17 protein-coding genes and 1 tRNA gene are annotated in these 25,276 nt (G+C 41.2%); 14 read left to right on the top strand and 4 right to left on the bottom strand.

Annotation, left to right across the window (positions count from 1 at the left end):
* Positions 1-27: 27 nt before the first annotated feature.
* Both HXT26_RS03410 and HXT26_RS03405 read left to right on the top strand, forming a co-directional pair.
* Positions 28-849, top strand: a complete 822-nt coding sequence (locus HXT26_RS03410; protein WP_004119866.1) for an HAD-IIB family hydrolase — start codon at positions 28-30, stop codon at positions 847-849.
* Between the two features lie 91 nt (positions 850-940).
* Positions 941-1,834: a ComF family protein gene (locus tag HXT26_RS03405; protein ID WP_410299606.1), complete on the top strand. Its 894-nt coding sequence runs from the start codon at positions 941-943 to the stop codon at positions 1,832-1,834.
* Here HXT26_RS03405 and HXT26_RS03400 read toward each other — a convergent pair.
* The 3 genes from HXT26_RS03400 to glgB form a co-directional block, all read right to left on the bottom strand.
* Positions 1,831-3,006, bottom strand: a complete 1,176-nt coding sequence (locus tag HXT26_RS03400) for a sensor histidine kinase (RefSeq protein ID WP_004107079.1) — start codon at positions 3,004-3,006, stop codon at positions 1,831-1,833. The two genes, HXT26_RS03405 and HXT26_RS03400, sit on opposite strands and share 4 nt — an antisense overlap.
* 61 nt (positions 3,007-3,067) lie before the next feature.
* Positions 3,068-3,820, bottom strand: coding sequence for a response regulator transcription factor (locus HXT26_RS03395; protein ID WP_004107076.1), 753 nt, complete (start codon positions 3,818-3,820; stop codon positions 3,068-3,070).
* A gap of 16 nt (positions 3,821-3,836) precedes the next feature.
* The gene (gene glgB / locus HXT26_RS03390) at positions 3,837-6,110 is read right to left on the bottom strand and encodes a 1,4-alpha-glucan branching protein GlgB (protein WP_004119841.1); all 2,274 of its coding nucleotides are present in this window, start codon (positions 6,108-6,110) and stop codon (positions 3,837-3,839) included.
* A gap of 134 nt (positions 6,111-6,244) precedes the next feature.
* Here glgB and HXT26_RS03385 point away from each other — a divergent pair, with 134 nt between their 5' ends.
* Positions 6,245-6,841, top strand: a complete 597-nt coding sequence (locus tag HXT26_RS03385; protein WP_180946758.1) for a CarD family transcriptional regulator — start codon at positions 6,245-6,247, stop codon at positions 6,839-6,841.
* Between the two features lie 214 nt (positions 6,842-7,055).
* Here HXT26_RS03385 and HXT26_RS03380 read toward each other — a convergent pair whose 3' ends face one another.
* Positions 7,056-8,108, bottom strand: coding sequence for a metal ABC transporter solute-binding protein, Zn/Mn family (locus HXT26_RS03380; protein ID WP_004119288.1), 1,053 nt, complete (start codon positions 8,106-8,108; stop codon positions 7,056-7,058).
* 122 nt (positions 8,109-8,230) lie between these two features.
* Here HXT26_RS03380 and HXT26_RS03375 point away from each other — a divergent pair, with 122 nt between their 5' ends.
* The 11 genes from HXT26_RS03375 (at position 8,231) to pulA (ending at position 25,183) form a co-directional block, all read left to right on the top strand.
* Positions 8,231-9,115: a bifunctional methylenetetrahydrofolate dehydrogenase/methenyltetrahydrofolate cyclohydrolase gene (locus HXT26_RS03375; protein WP_174191543.1), complete on the top strand. Its 885-nt coding sequence runs from the start codon at positions 8,231-8,233 to the stop codon at positions 9,113-9,115.
* Positions 9,116-9,261: 146 nt separating this feature from the next.
* Positions 9,262-10,764 carry a 30S ribosomal protein S1 gene (gene rpsA, locus HXT26_RS03370; RefSeq protein WP_004107061.1) on the top strand — a complete coding sequence of 501 codons (1,503 nt, stop codon included), beginning with the start codon at positions 9,262-9,264 and terminating at the stop codon, positions 10,762-10,764.
* 212 nt (positions 10,765-10,976) lie between these two features.
* Positions 10,977-11,303, top strand: coding sequence for a TM2 domain-containing protein (locus tag HXT26_RS03365; RefSeq protein ID WP_004119289.1), 327 nt, complete (start codon positions 10,977-10,979; stop codon positions 11,301-11,303).
* Positions 11,304-11,370: 67 nt separating this feature from the next.
* On the top strand, positions 11,371-12,081 hold the full coding sequence (gene coaE, locus HXT26_RS03360; RefSeq protein ID WP_032835422.1) for a dephospho-CoA kinase: 711 nt from the start codon (positions 11,371-11,373) through the stop codon (positions 12,079-12,081).
* A 6-nt stretch (positions 12,082-12,087) separates the two neighbouring features.
* Positions 12,088-14,202: an excinuclease ABC subunit UvrB gene (gene uvrB, locus HXT26_RS03355; RefSeq protein ID WP_116442674.1), complete on the top strand. Its 2,115-nt coding sequence runs from the start codon at positions 12,088-12,090 to the stop codon at positions 14,200-14,202.
* Positions 14,203-14,502: 300 nt separating this feature from the next.
* The gene (locus HXT26_RS03350) at positions 14,503-14,775 is read left to right on the top strand and encodes a type II toxin-antitoxin system RelB/DinJ family antitoxin (RefSeq protein WP_101885994.1); all 273 of its coding nucleotides are present in this window, start codon (positions 14,503-14,505) and stop codon (positions 14,773-14,775) included.
* Between the two features lie 13 nt (positions 14,776-14,788).
* Positions 14,789-15,052, top strand: a complete 264-nt coding sequence (locus HXT26_RS03345; protein ID WP_219619725.1) for a type II toxin-antitoxin system YafQ family toxin — start codon at positions 14,789-14,791, stop codon at positions 15,050-15,052.
* 399 nt (positions 15,053-15,451) lie between these two features.
* Positions 15,452-16,891, top strand: a complete 1,440-nt coding sequence (gene pyk, locus HXT26_RS03340; RefSeq protein WP_004107046.1) for a pyruvate kinase — start codon at positions 15,452-15,454, stop codon at positions 16,889-16,891.
* Positions 16,892-17,123: 232 nt separating this feature from the next.
* Positions 17,124-17,197, top strand: a tRNA-Leu gene (locus HXT26_RS03335).
* A 224-nt stretch (positions 17,198-17,421) separates the two neighbouring features.
* Positions 17,422-18,981 (top strand): alpha-amylase, encoded by a 1,560-nt coding sequence (locus HXT26_RS03330; RefSeq protein ID WP_410294546.1) that lies wholly within the window; start codon positions 17,422-17,424, stop codon positions 18,979-18,981.
* Positions 18,982-19,228: 247 nt separating this feature from the next.
* The gene (pulA, locus tag HXT26_RS03325) at positions 19,229-25,183 is read left to right on the top strand and encodes a type I pullulanase (RefSeq protein WP_422111876.1); all 5,955 of its coding nucleotides are present in this window, start codon (positions 19,229-19,231) and stop codon (positions 25,181-25,183) included.
* Positions 25,184-25,276 lie beyond the last annotated feature (93 nt).

Below are 25,276 nucleotides of genomic sequence, written 5' to 3'. Positions count from 1 at the left end.
TGGTTTTAAAAGTCAGGAGGATTTGTAATGCTCAAACCAATAGTGCATGATTGGAATGAGTTTAATCTTGACTTGAGCATTGCTGAATCGTCTCTTATTGCTTTTGATTTAGATAACACACTGGCATGTTCTAAAAAACCTATGCTTAAATCGATGGCTGAATCATTAAGTAAGCTGATTGATATAATTCCTGTTGCTGTAATAACAGGTGGCTGCTTAGAGTTAGTTAAGAAGCAAATTTTAGATATGCTAACTACTGGCACTAATCTTAAAAATATTCACATAATGCCTACTAATGGAACTAGTTATTATCGTGTGAATAATGACATGTCATTGCAATGTGTTTATGAGCATAGTATCGATTTTAAGCAAGCGCAATGCGTTATTGATGCAATACACAAGTGTGCAAAAAATATGGGCGTTTGGAAAGAACCCGGCGATCCAATGCTGTGGGGAGAACAGATAGAGAACCGCGGTAGTCAAATTACTTTTTCGGCACTAGGACAACTAGCTCCTATTGAATATAAAAAAACTTGGGATCCTAGCGGTTGTTTGAAAGCTCAACTTGCACAAAGCATTTCTCAAGCTTTACCTAATTTTGCTGTACGCGCTGGAGGAGATACTAGCATCGATATATACAGGCGCGGTGACGATAAAGCTCAAGCTTTGCGAATGCTATCTCAATATTGTGATTTTAATATTGAAAAAATTACTTTTATTGGCGATCGTATGTATCCTGGAGGAAACGATTATCCTACTGCCTTTACAGGAGCGTTAGTTGTTAAAGTAAGTAATCCTTCGGATACCTTAGAGCTTTGTAATAAGGTACTTAATATTTTAGAAATATAGAATTTTATTAATTTTTCATTTTAAAATACCTTTTATCCACAATAACATTTTTTATTTGCATAGTTAATAAGCGATCGCATATGCTGTCATTATGGTTGGGAGACGCAAGGTTATAAACCACCAAAACAAAAAGAAGTATAGAAGCGTGACATCTCATGGGGGATTAGCATGTCACGCATCTGTACCTTGTGGTGTATGTGAAAACAAGGATGTTGATTCTGTAAATTGGCGTTTTGCTACTTGGAAGAATGTAGCGATTGCTTTATTTAATTTATTTTTGCCTCGCGCATGTGCAGGCTGTGATACTCCAGACTATATATTGTGTGACAACTGCAAGAAAGCGTTGCAATGCTGGAAACGTGTACCATTTACCAGAACACTATGTGGATATCGCTACGCTTGCGGCTTGTATTCTACGGTTGTTCGTCGCGCAATATTGTTATGGAAGGATCATTTCGATATTGCATGTGACAAAATATTTGGTGAACTTATTGGCGATTTAGTAGTAGAAGTTATATCTAAATTTTTGCGCTCGCATTCTTGTTATATAAGTGAAAATCCTATATTTGTTATACCAGTTCCGTCATCTAAGTATTCATCAAGACATCGTGGGCGTAAACATATGTTGCCTGTTGCAAATTGTGTTGCTAAACGATTGTGTAATAGTGGCATTAGGGCATACGTTTTAGATATTGTAAGTATGAATGCTAGAATTACTGCGAAATCAGTGCAAACTTCCGGTTTTCGTGGAAGGTCTAACAGAATTTCTAAAGCGTTTAGCATCGATTTCAAAGAATTGAGAAAGCAAAAGTCTGAAAATCAACGCGAGTACAAAGCTATTGTATTGGATGATATTGTAACTACTGGCTCAACTATGAATAGCTGCGTTTCAACTCTACAGAGTAGTGGAATTACTGTTTTGGCATGCTTTTCTTTAGCGTGTGTATGCAATAAGGATGATCGTACAGCAGATTACGAATGTTAGTTTACTATTGTATTGCTATAGTTTAGCGGAAGCGTAATCTCAAAGTTTGGACCACGCTTATCGTCTACTACTTTTACAGTTCCATGGTGCAATTGTGCAGCCCAACGAGCAATTGACAATCCTAATCCTGTTCCTCCTGATTCTGTGCCAATTCGCTGATTTCCTTTAACAAATCTTCTGAAAATATCGGCGCGATCTTCTTGAGGAATTTGTTCTCCAAAATTCACAACATTACATATTACAGAGTTTTGGTTGTGATTAATATGAGCACTTATAAGGACACGAGTTCCATCATCTGAATGTTTTAGAGCGTTGGAAATAATATTAGTAAAAAGTTGCGAAAGGCGAGCTTGATCTCCTGTTAATTCAATCTCATCATTAATTTGAACTTCAATATTATGATTATGACCTGAATCAGCTATTTCTAGTGGCTCAATAATTTCGTCAATAAAGTCTGTGAAATTAAATGAAGTTATATTAAGGCTTTCCGCACCTGCTTCAACTCTAGATAAATCAAGAAGGAAAGTAATAAGATCAGCGAGTCTATGAGTTTGGTTTAATATAGCTTCCATATTAGATGGAGTAGGATCAACAACTCCGTCTGCAAGATTTTCAAGCATTGCTTGTAAAGCAGAAACAGGAGTGCGTAATTCGTGACTTACGTTTGCTATAAGCTCTCTACGCATCTGATCTGCATGTTCAAGTTCTTCTGCCATTTCATTAAATGCAAGAGTTAATTTACCTACTTCGTCACGACGATTTTCTACAGCAACTCGTACAGAGTAGTCGCCATCAGCCATGGCTTCTGCAGCATTTTTCATTTGACGAAGTGGTGCTGTAAGTCCTCTAGAAAAAATGTATGTAATTCCTAGAGCAACAATAAGCGTTAATGGCATTGCAATCCAGCCATTTAGACCAGTTTTAAGTAAAAACCATGCCATTACAAAAGCAATTGCTGTTGCAAAAACAATAATTGCCGAAAGTTCAATTTTTAGAGATGAAAAAAATCCGACAGGTCTATTTGGATAATTATGCTTTATAGAAGAATTCGTAAATCGAGTTTTTGACTTATTTCTAAGTTGAGGATTTGAGTTTTTATTTAATAAATTACGTTGCTTAGTATTTTTATATTGTTCAGAATTAGCAGTATCTATTTTATTTTTTAATACCATTTACGAATTTTCCGAAGCTAAAGTGTTGTAACTATTTACTATTTATGAAAGTTATAACTATTTATGAAACTTGTGATTGCAGAACTTTGTCGTAATCACTAATAGGTGGCTCGAATGCGTATCCTATTCCGTGTACAGTACGAATCCATTCCGATCCAATTTTATGCCTTAAAGACTTAATGTGCGAGTCCACTGTGCGAGTTCCAGAGGCATCTGGCCAATCCCACACCTCTTCAAGTAACTCTTCACGCTTAAATACGGTATGAGGATGACGAGCTAGAGTAGCGAGCAAGTCAAACTCAGTTGGTGTAAAATGTACCTCTTTGTCGTTTAAAGTTACAAGTCTTTGACGAGGTCTAATAATAAGTGACCCAAAATTAATTGTTCGTTCATGTTCCATTGTCTTTGCTATTTGCGATGCGCGTTCTACGCGTCTCAGCAATGCTGCGCAACGAGCAATTAACTCACGTGGCGAAAATGGTTTAGTCATGTAATCATCTGCGCCTGCGCTTAAGCCAACAATTTTATCGGCTTCTGCATCGCGTGCTGTTAACATGAGGATAGGAACAGGCATTTTGGAGATAATTCGTCGAGTTGCTTCAATCCCATCCATAATAGGAAGCATAACATCCATAATTATGAGATCGGGTTTTAGTTGTTCAGCAGCTCTAACAGCAGACGCTCCATCTGCAGCGACTCTTGCTCTCCAGCCTTGTGCAGTAATGCGTTGTGCAATTGCTGTAGCAAGATCTGGCTCATCCTCAACAACGAGAATCGTACGAGCATTTACGCTAGCTGATGGAGCGTTTAGCATATTTTAAAAAGACCTTTCAGTGTTGTACTGGTTTCAAGAATACCGCACCTAACGCTGGAACAGTGATTCTTGCAGAGTATGGTCGAGAATGATACTCTTCAGCAGCAGCAGTGAATGTGCCGTTGTGAATATTAGATCCGCAATACTTTGCATCATCAGTTGTGAGTATCTCTTCCCACTGTCCACCTTTTGGTAGCGCAACCTGATAGTCTTGCCAAGCTTGACCTGAGAAGTTTACTACTACAACGATTTCTTCTCCGTCGTCGCCAATACGCATGTAGCTTAAAGTATTGTGATCGGAATCGTCGCTTGTAAGCCACTGGAAACCATCAGGAGTAAAGTCTTGACTCCAGAATGCACGAGAGCTCTTATACAGAGTATTCAAATCTGCAACAAGCTTTTGCACACCTTGATGGAACGGCCATTGCAGCTCATTCCAGTTAAGCGAAGTATTGAAATTCCATTCGCTGGATTGTCCAATTTCTCCACCCATGAACAGAAGATTCTTTCCTGGATGAGACCACTGGTATGCAAGCAATGCGCGTAATCCTGCGAATTGTTGCCATTCGTCGCCTGGCATCTTTCCAAGTAACGAACCCTTACCGTACACAACTTCATCGTGGCTTAATGGCAACACATAATGCTCAGAGTATGCATAAACCATTGAGAATGTAATTTCGTTATGATGCCAACGACGGTTAATTGGTTCTTCTTTAAGGTATTGCAAAGTGTCGTGCATCCAGCCCATATTCCACTTCAAACCGAATCCTAAGCCGCCCATATCGGTTGGTGCAGTTACGCCTTGGTAAGCAGTGGATTCCTCAGCAATCATCATGATGCCAGGATTATTCTTGTATGCAGTTGCGTTTGCTTCCTTAATGAAGTCAATTGCTTCAAGATTTTCGCGTCCGCCGTAGATGTTTGGTCTCCACTGTCCTGCTTCACGGCTGTAATCCAAGTAAAGCATTGAAGAAACTGCGTCAACGCGCAACGCGTCAACATGGTATTCGTCAAGCCAGAAGCAAGCATTAGCAACCAAGAAGTTACGAACTTCATGACGACCAAAGTTGAAGATGTAAGTACCCCAATCAGGATGCTCGCCTCGCATAGGATCAGGATCCTCATACAATGCTGTGCCATCAAAACGACCGAGTGCAAAGTCATCCTTAGGGAAGTGAGCTGGAACCCAATCCATAACGACGCCAATACCTGCTTTATGGAGTTTATCTATCAAGTACTTAAAGTCATCAGGGGAGCCAAGGCGAGAATCGACTGCATAATAACCTGTTACCTGATATCCCCAAGACCCAGAGAATGGATATTGCGTCAGCGGCATGAACTCGACGTGAGTAAAGCCTTCTCTTTGCACATAATCAACTAAATGATCAGCAAGTTCGCGATAATTACCCAGATCGCGATTCCAGCTGTTAGCTTGCACTTCGTAAATGCTTATTGGACCGTTGTGAGCGTCTGTTTTTGCGCGCTTATTCATCCAATCGGTATCGTGCCACTTAAACTCAGAATCAACAACAACAGATCCTGTGTTTGGTGGAACTTCATGAGAGCGCTCCATCGGATCGGCTTTCATAATCCAATTACCAGATTGCGTAAGAATTTCGTATTTATATACTTCGCCCGCTGTAACTCCTGGAATAAAAAGTTCCCAAATGCCAGAAGAGCCGAGCGAGCGCATAGCGTGGCGACGACCATTCCAGTAATTAAAGTTACCAACTACGCGTACTGCACGAGCATTTGGTGCCCACACTGAGAAAGCAGTACCAGTAACTTTCTTTACCATCTTTCCAGTTTCAGGAGATATAAGCCCCCATGAATCTGTTATTGTTTTGACATGTGCGCCTAATGCTTCCCAAAGACGTTCATGACGACCTTCTCCAAATAAGTACATGTCAAGTTCGCCAACTTGAGGCAAATAACGATAAGGATCGTCATCTGTGGATTCAGAACCGTCTATTTCCACAGTGTAAACGCGATAACTAGGAACAGACCAAGACTTTGTTTTTGTGTGCTTTACTGCAGGAATAACAGCTGTAAAGATGCCGTTATATTCGTGTTTAGCTTCGTATTCACCGTTCTTAGTAAGAATAACAACTCTCTTTGCCATAGGGCGCAATACGCGGACGGTTACAGTGTCGGCACCTTTGCCAGTTCCAAGGTGACCTCCGAGAACCTCATGTGGATTGTAATATTCTGCATTGCTCACCGCAGCTAATACGTCCTGTCGGACTGGGACTGCGACTGCATCTTCATTGATGTTAGTAACTGTACTCATGCTGACTATCATACATGCTTTATTGCTGTAAGTCGCGTGTGTTTCGCGCTATTGTGAAAAAAATATGAAAATTTTTTCAAGTCGTGACCTTATGGGAAACTGTTATGAGTTTTTCTGTGCATACGGAGGGTTCTGTGGAATATCAAGTCGGCGATATGGTCGTCTATCCTCGTCATGGTGCGGCTCGTGTTGAAGAAATTAGTGAGCGCACCGTAAAAGGTGTAACTCGTCAATATTTACGATTGGTAGTGTTATCATCTGATGGTTTAGAAATTAACGTACCTGTCGATAATGTTAAAAAAGTTGGCGTGCGAGACATTGTTGGAGCGCAAGAAGTTGCAAAAGTTTTTGAGATTTTGCGTACTCCAATAGTTGAAAAAGAAATGAATTGGTCTAGACGCTACAAGCTTAATGTAGAGAAGATTGCTACTGGCGATGTTAACAATATTGCTGAAGTAGTTCGTGATTTATCTCAGCGAGATGTTGATGAGCATGGTTTGTCTGCAGGAGAAAAGCGAATGCTTGCTCGCGCTCGCAGTATTTTAATTTCCGAAATTGCTTTGTCTGAAAAGATTGATGAGATTGAGGCGGAGCGACTTTTAGATGTGAATCTTGGATACAAGGAGCCTCAAAAAGGCGATGAAAATCACCATACTGTAGCTCCAGAAGAGCCTGCATCGCGAACTTTAGCGCTGTTAGAAGAGCGTAATAAGAAATCTAAGAAAAAGTGATTTGCGTTATGCAAAATAAATAGATATTAATTGTTCATATTATTTTAAGCCCTTCTAAACGTTGGTATATTGGCGAGTTAGAAGGGCTTTTGCTTATATATTTGCTTACGTATTTATTGTATGTTTTGCTTTTGTTCTTGCTTAAAACAGATAATAAAAAATCCTTGCATTTACAAAATGCAAGGATTTTTTATTTTAACAGATTCACCTAAATTTACTTACCTGGATCTTGTTGACCTTGGTTAGAATTTTTAGGATCGGTATTCTTTGCTACGTGTGGCTTCTCAGTGATTGGCTTTTTCTGAGGCTCTTTGTCATCAATGTCTTTACGCATATCCTTTGTTGCTTTTACAGCATTATGTAGGTCGTCACAAATCTTCATAATCCATTTATCAAGCTGATCTGCGTATTTTGGCATAAGTTCGCTTACTCGCACTGTGGACGTATAGCTGCGTCCTGCGATTCCGTTTAGCAAGTTTAGAACATCGTTTCCTTGTTGGCTATCGCTAATCAACACATCGATTTTGCGACCTTCAATAAGCTTCTGAAACTCCTCAACGCTTGAATGTTCTGGTTCATTATTGTTATTTAGTGCGTCAGCATATTCTTTAGGTGAGCTATCTTTCAAATTGGCATCAGACATTAGCCAGAAAAGAATAGGAGATGTAGAAGCATACTTTGCGTTACCATTTTCTTTAGAGAAATCACTTAAGTAGGTGGTTAATTTCTTTTCCTTTTCCTGCCATTGTGCTAGTCGCTTAGAAAAAGCTTGTTTTTTTGATGGCAAAACTTTGGAGAAGGTGTCAGCCATGGCAGATGCCATTGCGTCCCTAGCATCGTGAGAAAACCAAAGATATGGATTGTCTCCGTTAAGTGCTCCTACAGTACCTGCTGCACTAAGCACTTCAGCTTTAGCTGGGTGTACTTTGTTTGCCCAATCATCGTAGCCTGCACCATTTGTAACTAATACTTGTGCATTCTGCATATTTTTTAAATCTTTTGAGCTAGGTTTAAACGACGATATGTCTGTATCTGAGCCAGTCATAACTGATTCAACTTTGACGTCAGAGCCACCGATCTCTTGAGCTAAGCTACCCCAGGTGTCAACAGTGGATACAACAGAAATATTTGTTGCAGCTTTTGGTTTTTCTTTTGGTTTTTCCTCAGTTTTTCCACAAGCTGCAAATCCAAGTATTACTGCAGAAGCAATAAGGCATGTTATGGCAGTTTTTCCAAACTTCTTTACTGCACAAAGAACGGTACGCATCACTGTGACTCCTCCCGTGATAATGGTGCGTCGGCGCACGCAAAATTGTTAGTCGACCCATATCTTCTATACTTCACGATAGCCTATCCTTACGAATTGTGCGAGTTGGGAGGAAATTTTTTATGGCTATTGTGTTAGATGGTAAAGCTTTAGCTAGTAAAATTAAAAAAGATTTGGCAGCGCGCGTTGCTATTTTACATAAAAAAGGCATTAATCCAGGTTTGGGTACGTTGCTTGTAGGTAGTGATCCTGGTTCGTTGAAATATGTTGCTGGTAAGCATCGTGATTGCGAAGAAGTGGGGATTAATTCTATTCGTTGCGATCTGCCAGAAGATGCTAGTGAAGATGAGATTCTTGCTGCTTTACAGAAATTAAATAATGACCCTCTTTGTACTGGATTTATTGTGCAACTGCCATTGCCAAAAGGAATTGATGTTCAAAAAGTTATTTCTTCTATTAATCCTGCAAAAGATTGTGATGGAATGCATCCGTATAATTTGGGTGAACTTGTTACGCATATTTCCGGTAATATTACAACACCTTTGCCGTGCACGCCGCGTGGAATTTTAGCTTTGCTTGATGAGTACGGTATTGAACTTTCTGGTAAGGAAGTTTGTGTGCTTGGTCGTGGCATTACGGTTGGACGTACTATTGGCCTTCTTTTAACCCGCAGGGGAGTAGATGCAACTGTTACGTTGTGCCATACACATACTCGGAATGTGCAGGAGATTATGCGTCGTTCTGATGTAATAATTGCCGCAATGGGTTGTGCTGGTTTTGTTAAGCCAGAAGATATTAAACCTGGTGCTGTTCTTGTTGATGTAGGCGTATCTCGTGTTTTTGATGAAGAAGCTGGTAGATACCGCGTAAAAGGTGATGTTGATTCAGCTTGTCGCGAAATTGCTGGAGCGTATTCTCCGAATCCTGGTGGAGTAGGTCCGATGACTCGAGCTATGTTGCTGGCGAATGTTGTAGATATGGCTGAGCGAGCAGTTAATTGCAAATAAAATGCGACACGCCCGAAGTAAAACGTAAATTTTGGCTATGCCTGTATATAAAATCGACAAAGCGTGTGCATGGCATACATGCGTAACGTAAATACATAATTAAATATCGAGTAATATCCACCCCAAGAAGAAACCACTAATAACTAATGGCAGAGAATAATAACGAAGTCGCCAAGGTTGCGATTAATGATATTGGCACCGAAGAAGACTTCATCAAGGCAGTCGATTCAACCATCAAGAATTTTGATGATGGTGATTTAGTTGAAGGTACCGTCGTAAAGATTGATCACGACGAAGTATTGCTGGACATCGGCTACAAGACTGAAGGTGTAATTCCTTCCCGTGAACTTTCCATCAAAAAAGACGTTGATCCAGATGATGTTGTCGAGGTTGGCGACACCATTGAAGCCCTTGTTGTCACTAAGGAAGACAAGGAAGGACGTCTTATTCTCTCCAAGAAGCGTGCACAGTATGAGCGTGCTTGGGGTGACATCGAGAAGATTAAGGATGCAGACGGCATCGTTGAAGGTACCGTTATTGAGGCTGTTAAGGGCGGCTTGATCGTAGATATCGGTTTGCGTGGCTTCTTACCAGCATCCTTGGTTGAAATGCGTCGCGTTCGCGATCTTTCTCCATACATTGGTCAGAAGATTAAGGCTAAGATTCTTGAGCTCGATAAGAACCGCAACAATGTTGTGCTTTCTCGTCGTCAGTTCCTCGAGGAAACTCAGTCTGAAGTTCGTGAGACCTTCCTCTCGCAGCTTAAGAAGGGTCAGATTCGTGAAGGCGTTGTGTCTTCTATCGTAAACTTCGGTGCATTCGTTGATCTCGGCGGTGTTGACGGTCTCATTCACGTTTCTGAGCTTTCTTGGAAGCATATCGATCACCCATCTGAGGTTGTTAAGGTTGGCGATAAGGTTACCGTTGAGGTTCTCGACGTTGATCTCGATCGCGAACGTATTTCCCTTTCCCTTAAGGCAACTCAGGAAGATCCATGGCAGCGCTTCGCTCGCACTCATGTTCCTGGACAGGTTGTTAAGGGTAAGGTCACCAAGATCGTTCAGTTCGGCGTGTTTATCTCCGTTGAAGATGGCATTGAGGGCTTGGTTCACATTTCTGAGCTTGCAAACCGTCACGTAGAGAATCCAGAAACTGTTGTTAAGGCAAATGAAGACGTATTCGTCAAGGTTATTGATGTTGATCTTGATCGCCGTCGTATTTCCCTCTCCTTGAAGCAGGCTAATGAGGCTGTTGATCCAAATTCTGAAGATTTCGATCCAGCTCTTTACGGTATGCCAGCTGAGTACGATGCTGAAGGCAACTACAAGTACCCAGAAGGCTTCGATCCAAACACTAACGAGTGGATGGCTGGTTACGAGCAGCAGCGCGAAGAGTGGGAAGCTCAGTATGCTGCAGCTCACGAGCTTTGGGAAGAGCACAAGGCTTTCGCTGCTAAGGAACTTGCAGCTGCAGCAGAATCTGCTGCTGCTGACGGTCAGCAAGAAGAAGCTGAAAAGAAGCCAGCTAAGGAAGAAAAGAAGGAAGAAGTTGCTTCCAACTATTCTTCTGAAACAACTAGTGAAGGTGCTTTAGCTGATTCTGATCAGCTCGCAGCTTTGCGCGAACAGCTTTTAAGCGAAAAGAAGTAGTTTTCTACTAAAAGCGTATGAACGAAATGCCCTGGTGAGTAATCATCAGGGCATTTTGTTCATTGCGATTATCACAATGTGCTCTAAATACTCTGATTTTATAATTTATATTCTGTAATTAAATGTGAGTACAACAAATTTTCTTTTAAGAAGCACGATTATATGATTTTGTTAAAGCATTAATTAAGTTATTAAAAGGATTGGTGAAAATTATGAGTACATTTGATAACAATCAGAAGAATGCTCAGTTCCCTTCATACGATGGGAATAATTCAGCGAATAATGCTACTTTAGTAAGTTCTCGACATAAGCTTGCTGCCGGTCTTTTAGCGATTTTTGTAGGTGGTTTAGGGATTCACAATTTCTACCTTGGTTTTAAAGGCAAGGCTATTGCCCAATTGTTGATTTCTGTTCTTTCTATTGGTTTGCTTGCAGGTATTTCGATTATATGGTCATGTGTTGAAGGAATTTGCATTCTTTGCTCAAAGCCTGGGACTAAGTGGCATAAAGATGCTGATGGTGCAGAATTACAAGATTAACCATTTGTTTTCTTTTAATAACAATGCCCTGGTAATTATTTACTGGGGCATTACTTATAATTTATATATGACAATAATGCGGATTGCGGTAACAGGCGGAATTGCAGCCGGAAAATCTACTGTAGTAAACCATTTGCGTTTGCTTGGTGCGTTTGTTATTGATTACGATGTTTTAGCGCGTAAAGTAGTGGAACCGGGAAGCGCAGTATTGCAACAAATAGTAGGTATTTTTGGGGAAAATGCTGTTAAGAATGATGGTTCTTTAAATCGTGCGTTTATTGCAGAGCATATTTTTGGAGATGGCTATGAACGTAAGCAAGCATTAAGTAAGATTGAGTCTATAATTCATCCTGCTATTTATGATTGCGCAAAGCTTTTAGAAAGCGAGTATATTAGTAAAATTTCTAAGGAAAATTGCAATGCTAAAGAAAATCGCAATGAGGTAAGCAGCGTAAGCTCGGTTATTGTGCACGACATTCCACTTCTTGCGCAAGTAATCGACAGCATTCCATTTAGTTTTGATCATATTATTACTGTTGAAGCGCCTCAAGAAATTCGCGTTAAGCGAATGATAAGCGAGCGGAACATGACTGAGAGTCAGGCTTTAGCGCGCATAAATAGTCAACTTCCAAGTAAAGTTCGAAAAGATATGGCGGATTTTGTAGTTGATTCCACTAAACCAATGGAATCTATGCTTAACAGTGTTGACGATACGTTGAAATCATGGTTGCGCGAAATAAACAATAAAAGTGCTGAAATTGCGAAACTGGGGAAGTAAAAGATTATGTCGAATAAAATTCAGCGCACAAACAAGCCTTTTGTAGTAAAAGCGCCGTATGCGCCTTCGGGTGACCAGCCGCAAGCAATCGAAGAGTTAGCGAATCGCATTGAAAACGGAGAAAACGACGTTGTTTTAATGGGTGCTACTGGAACTGGTAAAACTGCTACAACCGCTTGGCTTATTGAGCGTTTGCAACGACCGACACTTATTATTGAGCCGAATAAAACTTTGGCAGCTCAGCTTTGCGCGGAATTTCGCGAGCTTATGCCAGATAATGCCGTGAGCTATTTTGTGTCTTATTACGATTACTATCAGCCGGAAGCGTATATTCCGCAAACAGACACGTATATTGAAAAAGATTCGAATATTAACGACGATGTTGAGCGGCTTCGTCATGCTGCTACAGCGAATTTGCTTACTAGACGCGATTGCGTTGTTGTGGCTACTGTTTCTTGCATTTATGGACTCGGTACTCCAGAGGAGTATGCCGAGCGAATGCTTATGCTAAGCGTTGGCGAGCAACTTGAGAGAGATGATTTATTGCGTCAATTTGTGAGTATGCAATACAAACGCAATGACATTGCCTTTACGCGCGGAACTTTTAGAGTGCGTGGTGACACAGTTGAGATTATTCCAGTGTACGAAGAATTAGCTGTGCGAATTGAGTTCTTTGGTGACGAAATCGACAGAATTACCATGTTACATCCTCTTACAGGAGAAGTAATTCGCCAGGAGAGTAGTGTTCATATTTTCCCAGCATCTCACTACATTGCAGGACCGGAGCGCATGGAACGCGCGTTAGAGGCGATTGAAAAAGAGCGTGACGATAGAGTAGCGCAGCTTAAAAAGCAGAATAAATTGCTGGAAGCTCAGCGTTTGGAAATGCGAACTACGTACGATTTGGAGATGCTGCGTCAGGTTGGTGTGTGCCCAGGAGTGGAAAATTATTCTAGGCATTTTGACGGACGCGATGCAGGCACACCTCCGCATACTTTGCTTGACTTTTTCCCAGATGACTTTTTGCTAGTTTTAGACGAGTCGCATGTAACAGTGCCGCAAATTGGAGCTATGTATGAAGGTGATGCTTCGCGCAAAAGAACGCTTGTGGAGCATGGTTTTAGGCTTCCTTCTGCAATGGATAACCGCCCGTTAAAGTGGAAAGAATTTTTGGAGCACATTGGTCAAACTGTGTATCTTTCTGCAACGCCTGGAGATTATGAGCTGGGGCTTTCAGATGGCGTAGTTGAGCAAATTATTCGCCCAACTGGGTTACTTGATCCTAAGATTGAGGTTCGCCCTGTTGAAGGCCAGGTTGACGATTTGCTTGCGGAAATCAAGGAGCGAGTAGCAAAAGATGAGCGCGTGCTTGTTACTACGCTTACAAAGAAAATGGCGGAAGACTTAACTGATTACTTTTTGGAGCTTGGTATTAAAGTTGAGTACTTGCATTCTGATGTTGATACTTTGCGCAGAGTGGAGCTTTTGCGTGAGCTTCGCGAAGGCAAAATTGATGTGATTGTTGGCATTAATTTGCTTCGTGAGGGTTTGGATTTGCCGGAAGTTTCGCTTGTAGCGATTTTGGATGCAGATAAGGAAGGTTTCTTAAGATCTTACCGTTCGCTTATTCAGACGATTGGTCGTGCTGCTCGTAACGTTTCTGGAACTGTTCTTATGTATGCGGATACTGTTACGGATGCTATGAGTAAGGCGATTAGCGAGACAGAGCGCCGCCGTGAAAAGCAAATCGCATATAACAAGGCTCATGGAATTGATCCTAAGCCTTTGCGAAAGAAGATTAGCGATGTTAACGACATGCTCGCTAAAGAGGATGTTGATACGCAAACTTTGCTAGCAGGCGGTTACAGAAATGCTAATAAGGCTGGGAACTCGCATTATGGAGTGCCAAAAGAGCCAAATCTTGGGCGGCAAAGCAAAGAAAAGCGTATGGCGAATATTTCTGAGCTGCCGCAAGACGATATTATGTCGCTGATTAAAAATTTGAGCGATCAAATGCATGTTGCTGCTGAGCAGTTGCAATTCGAGCTTGCAGCGCGATTGCGCGACGAAATACGCGATCTAAAGAAAGAGTTGCGGCAAATAGATGCGGCTGATAAGTGATGCTAATAAATGAGCATTGCAAATTGATGAGCGTTGCAAATCAAAAATGTTCGTGCAATTGATTACTTTTATCTACTGAAAATATTTGACGCGTATGTCAAAATATTTATTGATTTTTCTAACATGCTGTAATTTTGGGCTTAAAACTACTTAATTAGTAAGAGAGTTTAATTTATTCAATCATGTGAATTAAAGATTATTGGATTACTTTAGTTAGTTTAAGTTATATACAATGCAATGACAATATGTTGAATGTAAACGAATGTTTGCGTATAGTAAAAGAAGATGGAGGTGTCGTATATGACTACTACGAATTTAAATATTAGAACAGATAAGGGAATTAAAGAACAAGCTGATAAGATTTTTTCAGAACTCGGGCTCAATATGACAACAGCGATTAACATATTTTTGCGAACAACTATTCGTGAGAACGGGATTCCATTTTCTCTTAAATTAGAGGTTCCAAATGATACAACGATTGCTGCTATTGAGGAAGGTAGACGGATTGTGTCTGATCCTAGTGTAAAGGGTTATCGGAATATGGGAGATCTTAAGGTGGCTCTTGATTTATGAAATATGAAGTAAAATTCACGAATCAATTCAAAAAAACCTTAAATTAGCTAAGAAGCAAAATAAAAATACGGATAATCTTTTAAAAGTAATTGATGTTTTAGCTAACGGTGGTGTACTAGAAGCTAAATATTGTGATCACGGTCTGACTGGAAAATATAGCGGAACAAGAGAATGTCATATTGAACCCGATTGGCTTTTAGTTTATGAAATTAAAAATGAAATTCTTGTTTTGATGTTATACAGGCTTGGTACGCATTCAGAATTATTTAAGGAATAAAATAACACATTTTAAATCTACAGCTTTTGTTGATAAAAGGTTTAGTGTGTGGCTGCTTTAGGCTGAGCTTGTGCAGAATAAGCAGGTTGCAAAGTAGTCTGGCTGGTGTAAATCGTAAGCATGCTAGGCATTTGCGCTAGCTAGTGTTAGCTATATAGTGCGCTAATCGAGGCTAATCGCAAGCTAAACGCGATTAATAAGAGAGCGTATCTAGTCGTGTTTAATCGTAGTAAATAGGTATTCCTTGAGTATTTTTTGTGAGCGTTCACAAAACGCCGAATAAATACAATAAGCGGTCACAATACGTTGATACACTAGAAAGCGGAATTGGGCGTTTTATGGTTTTATCATTAAATCGCTCATAAAAAAATAAACAGAAATAGAAAATAGGTAGGCATTATGCGTAAAGCCAAAATCGTTGATACTATTGGTCCAGCTACCGAATCCTTGGAAGGTATTACCAAGCTTGTTGAAGCTGGTATGGATGTTGCTCGTTTGAACCGTTCTCACGGCACTCCTGAAGATCATTTGCGCGTTTACAACAACGTTCGTGCAGCTTCCAAGTCCACTGGCCGCAATGTTGCTGCTCTTGTTGATTTGCAAGGTCCAAAGATTCGCTGTGGATGGTTCAAGAAGAACGCTGAAGGCGAAGATAAGGTTTATTTGGAAGAAGGTCAGGAGTTCATCATCACTACTGATGATGTTGAAGGTGACGAGCACCGCACTTCTACAACCTTTAAGGGCTTGCCAGGAGATTGCCACGCAGGCGACCCAATTCTTATCGATGATGGTAAGGTTCGCCTTGAGGTAACTAAGGTAGAAGGCAACGACGTTCACACTAAGGTTATTGTTGCTGGTCCAGTTTCCAGCCACAAGGGCATTAACCTCCCAGGCGTTGCAGTTTCCCTCCCAGCTTTGACTGAAAAGGATGAGGCTGATCTTCGTTGGGCTATTCGCACTGGTGCTGACATTATTGCTATGTCCTTCGTGCGTTTCGCTACCGATATTGATCGCGCTCACGAAATCATGGACGAAGAAGGTCGTCGCATTCCAATCGTCGCCAAGATTGAAAAGCCACAGGCTGTTGAAAACTTGGAAGAGATTGTTAAGACCTTCGATGGCATTATGGTTGCACGTGGTGATATGGCTGTGGAAATGCCTCTCGAAGAGGTTCCACTTGTCACCAAGCGCTGCATTGAGCTTTCTCGTCGCTATGCAAAGCCAGTTATCGTTGCTACTGAAGTTCTTGGCACAATGGTTAACTCTCCAGTTCCAACCCGTGCAGAAGCTTCTGACTGTGCTAACGCTGTTCTCGACGGTGCTGACGCAACAATGACTTCTAACGAAACTGCTGTTGGCAAGTATCCAGATGTTACCGTTAAGACTATGTCTCGTATTTCTCAGTATGCTACTGAGCACGGCTATGATCGCATTCCTGCTGTTGAGCTTGACATGTCTAGCACCGGTGCAGTTTCTTCTGCAGCTGTTGATTTGGCAGATAAGCTTAATGCTAAGGCTATTGTTGCCTACACTCAGACTGGTCGCACAGTTCATCGCATTTCTCGTGAACGCCCAACCGCTCCAATCTACGGCTTGACTAACAATGAGCACACTTATCGTTGGTTGGCTTTGAGCTGGGGTACTGAAGGCTTCTTGATTGATGAAGATTACCATGACATGAATCGTCACGATTTGATGATCTTCACTGACAAGGTTCTTCGCGAAGCCGGTAAGGTTTCCGATGGTGATCAGATTGTTATCTTGAGCACTGCTCAGGGTGAACGCCAGGCTGGTCGCACTGACTCCATCTACGTTCACACCGTCGGTGCTTGCGACTAATTGCTTGATTCTGCGTTCTTGTACTAATACGCTAGTTCTTCTAGTTTAAGTGCATTTGCGCAGTAGTATAGTTTGCATAATGCGCGCTAGCTGTTTTGCAGTTTGCGCGCATTATGTTATGTATGATCAATATTGTTGATTTGCGACACGCGCAAAACGCTTTAACTATTTGCATGTGGCTTAAAGTGTGCTATAGTCAACAAGTCGCAAAAAAATGCGGAAAATTAAAAATGCCCCTGTATCCCAATTGGTAGAGGAAACAGCCTCAAAATCTGTGCAGTGTGAGTTCGAGTCTCACCGGGGGCACGTGCACGACGTCGCTTAGCTTGCTAGGCGACGTTTTTATTTTATATTTTAATGTCTCGTACATAAACAATAAGCGTATAATAATAAAAGTATTCTCGCACAATGAAAGTGCTGTACGTGATGTGAAAGGAACAACGATGATCCACAGTGCACGATTGCAAGTAAGTGAGCGTAAAAGAAGTAATTATGCTTGCGAATTAATCAATAATTACAAGCGCAATGTAATGTGCTCTTTTACTGCAATTGCTGCAATTGCTGCTGTAGCAACAGTATTAATGTGTATTTTTGCTATTGTTCCAAACTCTTCGGCATTTGCTTCAACTAAATCAACAGACGGTCTTCCGTCAAAAGGTGTGATTGTTACTGCTTTTCAGCAAAATTGGAAAAGTATTGCAAAAGAGTGTAAGCGAACTTATGGTCCTGAGGGTGTGAGTTATGTACAGGTTTCGCCGCCGCAGGATCATATTAAAGGTAAAGCGTGGTGGACTTCTTATCAGCCAGTTAGTTACAATCTAAATTCAAAGCTTGGCACTGAAGACGAGTTTAAAAATATGATTACTACTTGCAGGGCAGCTGGTGTTGGAATTGTTGTTGATGCTGTAATTAATCACACAACCGGTGATAGTAATAAAGATACTGTAGGTGTTGGCGGTAGTAAGTATGATGCGGCAAATCAAAGCTATCCGGATGCTGGTTACACAAAAGATGATTTTCACCAAATAGATAAAGATATTTACACATATAAAGATGCGCAAGTCGTTTGGAATTATCGTTTAGTTGGTTTGCTTGATTTGGATACTTCTAAGCCTCATGTACAAAAAATTCTTGGTAACTATTTTGCAAAATTGCTGAAAATGGGTGTTGCGGGCTTTAGAGTTGATGCCACAAAACATATGTGTCCTGAAGATGTGAAAGGCATAAAAGAAGCTGCTGCTAAAGCTGCTGGAATGAAGCCTGAAAATATTTGGTGGATGCAAGAAACAATTGGTTTTCCTGAACAAGATCCTAAAATTCAGCCAGATCAATATGTTGGTACAGGTGAAGTAGATGAGTTTGAATACTCGTATCGCTTGCGTAATTATTTCTATGGCTCAATTGAGAATTTGTCTCATATTACAGATCAGCTTATTCCTAATAAGAAAGCAGCTATTTTTGTGACTAACTGGGATACTGAGCGTGACAATTCGACTCGAGTTCTCACTTATAAGGATGGGGCAAAGTACGAGTTAGCTAATGCTTTTATGCTTGCTTATCCGTATGGAACACCAAATATTTATTCTGGATATAAGTTCACTCAGCGCGATGACGGTGCTCCTGGTGCAACTGATACGAACATTCCAGATGTAAAGTGCGGAAAGAATTCTCAGTGGCAGTGCACTCAGCGTTGGACTTCGATTCGTGGAATGATTGGATTCTACAATGCTGTTAAGGGCACGAAGGTGACTCAATGGCAGGATGACAACGATAATAACATTGCTTTTAGTCGCGGAAACAAGGGATTCTTGGCGATTAACAATACTGATAAGCCTAAAAATGTGAGTTATAAAACTGATTTGCCTGATGGTGAGTATTGTAACGTATATGCTTCACGTAAATGCTCTAGCACAGTTACTGTAAATGGTGGGAAAGTAGAGATAACTATTCCAGCTAATTCTGCTATTGCTTTGCATGTTAAGGCTGTAGAGCATTTTGGAAGTACTTCCACGTTTAGTACTGTGGCGATGATTGTAATTGTTTTCGCTGTGCTATTGATTGAGTTAGCTCTGATTCTGTGCAAAAAATAAGGCAGGTTCTAATAAGTAAATTGCGAAGTAAAGGACGATCTGGAAGTAAATTTGTATTGACATTATTACAGTTTTTGTATAGTTATTGCAATATTGTCAATATGTAGATGTTATAATTTTCTCCGCTGATAATGCACGTTTATAACGATGGCTGGCAACATAGTAGTGCTAGCCATCGTTTGTGCATTGAGGCTATTAATGCGCCCAAGGAAGAAGCGTGTTGATACCAATGGAGGAAAGGATACTGATGAGTCATCGTCGACACTTTGCATCGAAGATGGTTGCTGTTGCTACGTCTGTTGCAATGCTTGTAACTGGTTTTGCTGTTACGGGTAGTGCAAACGCTGTTAGCGATAGTTCAAATAAAGAAAATCTAACTCTTAACCGTAAGGGCGTTATTGTTACTGCATTCCAGCAGAATTGGAAGAGTATTGCTCAAGAGTGCACTAAAACTTACGAACCTGAGGGTGTGAAGTATGTGCAAGTGTCTCCTCCGAATGATCATGTAAAGGGTTCTCAGTGGTGGACTTCTTACCAGCCTGTGAGCTATAAGCTTGATTCTAAGCTCGGTACTGAAGTTGAGTTTAAGCAGATGATTCAGACTTGCAAGGCTGCTGGTGTTGGAATCATTGCTGATGCTGTTATTAATCACATGACTGGTGCTGGTAATAAAGATAAAGTTGGCGTTGGTGGAAGTGAATACGATGCTGCTACGCAAACTTTCAAAACAGCTGGATATACTAAGGATGATTTCCATCAGAGTGCTGAAAATATTAAAAATTACAAGAATGCTGAAGAAGTTTGGACTCACAGGCTTGTAGGTTTGCTTGATTTGGATACTTCAAAGCCGCATGTTCAGCAAGTTTTAGGCAAGTATTTTGCAGATTTGCTTAAGATGGGTGTTGTTGGTTTCCGTGTGGATGCCGTTAAGCATATTTCGCCAGCGGATATGAAAGCCATTAAAGCTGAAGCTGCAAAGCAGGCAAATACTACTCCTGACAAGATTTGGTGGATGCAGGAGACGATTGGCGATCCTTCTGAAGCTCCAGAAATCCAGCCAGCTAAGCATTTAAACGAAGGCGAAGTCAACGAATTCCAGTATTCCTACCGTTTAAAGAACGATTTTTATGGATCAATTTCGAATCTAAAGAGTATTACTAATGGGCTTGTTCAAAGCGATAAAGCTTCGATTTTTGTAACAAATTGGGATACTCCTCGCGAAAATTATGTGCGCACTCTTACTTATAAGGATGGTCCTCGCTACGAGCTTGCAAACGCGTTTATGCTTGGCTACCCGTATGGAAACCCAAACATTTATTCAGGGTACAGGTTTGCGGATGGACATAAGGATGATGGTGCGCCTAATGCGACCGATACGTCTGTTCCAGATGTAAATTGTTCTCCAAAAACTGGCTGGCAGTGCACTCAGCGTTGGACTTCTATTCGTGGAATGATTGGCTTCTTTAATGCTGTGAATGGTGCTCAAGTCACTAATTGGCAGGAGAGTGACAATAATAACATTGCATTTAGCCGCGAGAAGAAGGGTTTCTTAGCAATCAACAATACGCCAAACGCAAAGAGAGTTTTGTATAAAACTGATTTGCCAAATGGTGAGTACTGCAACGTTTATGCTGCAGGTGACTGCTCTAAGACTGTTAAAGTTGAAGATAGCAAGGTTGCTGCGACTATCGCTCCTTATTCTGCAATTGCTTTGCATGTGGATGCAACTAAGGATAACGTTAAAAAGATTGCAGCGCGCAATGAATCTGATCCAAAATACAATGTCGACGATGTTCAAGACCAGTCAACAACTGTATATTTCAATGCTAAAGGTAAAGCAGGTAATCCAAGTTCTGTAAATATTCATTATCAAATAAGTGGTGATAATTGGACTGCAGTTCCTGGATTGCCAATGCGCAAAGTTTGCAATGATTGGTTTGCAAAGACTATTACTAATCGTGGTGAGTTTAAAGCTGTATTTAACGACGGTGGAAGTAATTGGTATCACGTAAATGGTCAGAAGAGTGGCGATTTCACTATTCCTGCTGGTGCAAAGAATTATGTAGTAAACAAAAATCTTGTCGGGAATGCTGATGTTTCTGATGTTCCTTGCAAGGTTGAATCTTCAAAACCTTCTGCATTAAAGACGAAGATTGTTATTCACTACAATCAAAAAAACACGAATAAAGGTGTTTATATCTGGGGTCTTAAAGATGCAGATGGTAAAGAGATAAAAGGTACCTGGCATGCATTTAATGGTCAAGATGCTTTTGGTAAGACTTACACAATTGAAGCTGATGGCACTTACGAGAGTGGAAAAGTCGGATTTATTATTACTACTGATCCAGGAACTGATAATAAAAATTGGCATAAGGACGGAACAAAAAACCGTTTTATTTATAATATCGAAGATGGAGTAGGTCAAGCTTGGGTTATAAGCGGGAATGAAGATACTTTTGCTGAACCACCAGTTGAAGTTGCGGACAAACTTAATAAGATTCAAACGTTAAACGTTACTGTTCACTACCGTAGAACAAACAAGGATTACGCTGGTTGGAATCTCTGGACGTGGTATGGTAAGCAAGAAGGCGTAAAGCAAGATTTCACGGCTCATGATGATTTCGGCAAGATTGCAGAATATACGTTTACGGATAGTAATGGCGTAAAAGATCCGAAGTTTATTGTGCGATATTCTATGCAAGGCAACGATTGGGTTGCTAAAGATCCTGGTGAAGGCGATCGTGCAATTCCTGCAAAGGCAATCACTTTAAGCCAAGATGGTAAAACTGGTAATGCTGAAATCTGGCTTATGCAGGGCGATAGTAGAGTTTACTTAAGTCCAAACGTAATCAACACGAAGGCTAATGCTATTAATGCTGATATTACGTCTTTGAAGGAATTTACTGTAAATGCGAGCGGTGACCCTTCAGAGATTAAGAAGAATGACGTAACTATAACTGATGTTACAGATTCAAAGAAAGAGAATCATACGGCAGTAGATATTTCGCAAGTTGCTGTTGTAGATAATAAGATCGTAATCACCGCAAAGAACGAATTAGATCTTAAGAAAATGTATGAAATCAGCATTAAGGGTGTTGGTGGAATGCCTAAAACAGTGTCTATGTCAACTGTTAAAGGCTCTAAGATTGTTCGCACTGATGAGTTCGATAAGAAATACGCTTATGCTGGCGACGACTTGGGTGCTGTTGTAAATGGTAATTCTACGACTTTCAAGCTTTGGGCACCAACTGCTACGAAAGTTGAGCTGGTAACTTATCAGTCTGATGCTGAGAATGCTCCAGAAGCTAAAACGCAAGAGATGAAGCTTGAAAGCAATAATAGTGTGTGGAGTATTACTACAAGCGATGCAAAAGTTGGCACTGCTTACACGTACAAGGTTCATTTTGCAGATGGTGCTGTTAATAATTCTCCAGACCCTTATGCAAAAGCTGCTGTGCGAAATGGAATGAGATCTGTTGTATTCGGTGGCAGTATGGCAACACCTGTAACTCGCATGGCATCGTTTGGTAAGCGCCCAACTGATGCGACTATTGCAGAAATGAATATTCGCGACTTTTCGATTCATGAAAGTTCTGGCGTAGATGTTGCAAAGCGCGGCAAATATCTCGGTGTAATTGAATCTGACACTAAGAATGGAAGCAAGCCAACTGGTTTGGATTATTTGAAGTCCCTCGGCATCACTCACGTGCAAATCATGCCAATGTATGATTTTGGTTCTGTGAATGAAGCAGGAGATTTGAGTTACGGCAAGTCAGGTGCTCAAAACTGGGGCTACGATCCAATCAATTACAACGTTCCAGAAGGTTCGTATGCGTCTGATTCAGCAAACCCTGCTACGCGTATTGCGGAACTAAAGCAAATGGTTGACGGTTTGCATAAGGCTGGCTTGCGCGTGATTATGGATGTTGTTTATAACCACGTTTATAACGCTCAAAAGAACGCTTTTGGCCAAACTGTGCCAGGTTACTACTTCCGTTACAACGATGACGGCAGCTTTACTAATGGATCTGGTTGCGGAAACGATACTGCTTCTGAGCGCAAAATGATGCGAAAGTATATTGTTGACTCTGTAAAGTATTGGGCTAAAGAGTACGGTATTGACGGCTTCCGATTTGATTTGATGGGATTGATTGATCTTGAAACCATGAAGGAAGTGCGTAAGGCTGTTTATGACATTGATAAAAACTCTATTATTCTTGGCGAAGGCTGGGATATGAGCCAATTGCCTTATGGAAACCGCACTATTCAGCCTAATGCGTATAAGCTTGCAGACAATAATGGCGTTGCATTCTTTAACGATTCCTTCCGTGATGCTGTAAAAGGCAAAGGAGATGATGATGTTGCTGGATTCGTGTCTGGAAATAGAGGCAGTGACAATCTGGTAATGCAAAATCTTTACGGTTGCCAGCCTGGAAACTCAAGTTGCACTGATAGACATTATGCGAATGCAGGTCAGACTGTGCAATATGTTGAAGCTCACGACAATCTTAATCTTTACGATAAGTTGAAGAAATCTTTGCCTCATGAGTCAGAAGAGAATCTTAAGAAGCGAGTAATGCTTGCTAATTCGCTTGTAATGTTTGCTCATGGCATGCCATTCTTTGAGCTTGGTCAAGAGTTCTTACGAAGCAAGAACGGCAATAAGAATAGCTACAATGCTGGTGATAGTGACAATTCTGTTAAGTGGGATTTGGTTAATAAGAATTCTGATGCTGTTGAATACTTCAAGGCATTGATAAAGTTAAGAAACGAAATTCCAGCTTTACGCGATTCTACATATTCTGATGTTAATAAGAATATGCATTGGATTAAGAGCAGCGATGGTATTAATGCGTTTAGTGTTGATGCCAAAGATAAAACGTATGTGTTTATTTTCAACGCTAATAGTAGTGAATCTACTGTGAATATTGGCAAAGGAAAGTATCACGTGCACATTGCTGATGGAAAAGCTAATGGTGATGATGCATCAAAGTTCCCTGAAGCATCTGTAGACGATAGTGGAAATTACAAGGTTTCTGCTCTTTCTACTGCAGTGCTTGTGAAGGTTGCTGAAAAGAAGAATAATAAGAATTCTATTGATCTTGAAAAGGTCGCTGAATATAAATTGCATCCTGCTGACGTAAGCGAACTAGTTAATGGTACTGTGAATCCTGCGCCTGAGCCATCGCCGGCACCTGGTCCTGTAAATCCTCAGCCTGGTCCTCAACCTCAGCCTCAGCCTGGTCCTGGTCCTGTGACGCCAACGCCTCAGCCACCTGCTCCTGCTCCTGTAGTTCCAACACCAGCTCCTGGACCTCAGCCGCAGCCTGGTCCGCAACCAGCGCCAGTTCCAGCTCCAACTCCTGGTCCTGTGAATCCTGCTCCGGCTCCTCAGCCTGGTCCACAGCCTTCGCCATCACCTGCTCCGGCTCCGGTGCCAACGCCTCAGCCTGCACCAACACCGTCTCCGGCACCGGCTCCTCAGCCTCAGCCATCTGAGCATGAAACTCCAGCTAAGCCGGATCAGACTAAGCCAGATCAGACTAAGCCGGATCAGTCTAAGACTGAAACTCCAGCTGAGCAATCTGAACAGTCCGCACCTGCTAAGTCTGAACAGTCAGCGCGTGCTAAGTCTGAACAGTCTGCACCGGCAAAGTCTGAGCATTCTGCGCCAACTAAACCAGCAGAATCCACTCCTGTACCTGTTGCTCCGAAAACTGTTCAGCAGCTTAATCCAGAATTAAAGGGAACTCTTAGCGTTGGTAACAATAACGTTGCAACTGCAGGTGTTGTTAACAGTGTAAGAATTAATCTTGTAAACAGCGAGTTCATCGAGCGTTTGCAGCGCGATGGAGTAGTTTATGCATACGCGTACATTTACTCGTCTCCTCGTTTGCTTAAGGGTGCTGATGGTTCAAAGTTTGTGACTGTTCGCATGGTTAATGGCAAGCCTCAGTTTGATGCTCAATTCCCAGCTGGATACACCGGAAAGCATACGGTTGTTTTGGTTGACGAGAAAGGTAATCAAGTTGCTTGGACAGATATCACAGTAACAAACAATGCAGTTTCGCAACAGCTTCATAGTTTAAGTGCGACAGGCAGTAATATATTCGTAGTTACTGCTGTATGCTCAATACTTATTGCTGCTGCGAGCGTATTGCTACTTCGTATTAAGAGTCACAAGCGCTATAGGAATTCGTGAGGTTTTATTAGTAAATAAATAAACTAATAAGTTCGCTCATTATAAAAGCCGAGGATAATTGCATTTGTTGCGATATCCTCGGCTTTGTGTTTG

The sequence above is a fragment of the Gardnerella sp. DNF00497B genome (assembly GCF_049262725.1).
Taxonomy (GTDB): Bacteria; Actinomycetota; Actinomycetes; order Actinomycetales; family Bifidobacteriaceae; genus Bifidobacterium; species Bifidobacterium leopoldii.
This window is presented reverse-complemented; position numbering and strand designations above follow the sequence as displayed.